This is a genomic window from Pseudomonas psychrophila HA-4 (assembly GCF_000282975.1).
GTDB lineage: Bacteria > Pseudomonadota > Gammaproteobacteria > Pseudomonadales > Pseudomonadaceae > Aquipseudomonas > Aquipseudomonas psychrophila_A.
This window is the reverse complement of the sequence record NZ_ALJC01000028.1, coordinates 1-452: the sequence shown is the minus strand read 5'-3', so window position 1 is coordinate 452 and position 452 is coordinate 1. Positions and strand designations below refer to the sequence as shown.

The window sequence follows — 452 nt, the reverse complement described above, 5'->3', positions numbered from 1 at the left end:
GCTCTGTATTTAAAACCCGGCGGCATATCCACGCTTAACGTAAAAGTGTTGGGTTCTTTTAAATACCACATCACACCTACAACACTGCTAATAATCAGTATTAAACAACCAATGACACGTTTCATGGCTAAACCTTTTTATTCAGTACATCCCGGATAAATAGTGCACTGCTTGCCATCGGGCATCATAAACTGGCTAAAATCCTGAGTATTCCCACGACAAAATGCATAAGGATCTTCAAAACCTTTCCCCATGCATTTTTTCCACCCTTTAGAAAATTCCACCCAAGTATCGCCTGTCGAAGGCCTCTCTTTCTCAGCTAAACTTATTTTCATCTTCACTGTCTTACCCGGAAGCTGATCCAAGGTATAAACCGCTACAGGCCCACCAGGAGTAGGAGGTTGATTGATATTAATATCTTTACAGTTCAGCAACTTTATAAGCCGTCTATT

1 pseudogene is annotated in these 452 nt (G+C 40.9%); it reads right to left on the bottom strand.

Annotated elements, in window-relative coordinates:
• Positions 1–137 precede the first annotated feature (137 nt).
• Positions 138–452: pseudogene (locus B347_RS0103655) on the bottom strand (hypothetical protein); the annotation flags it as partial.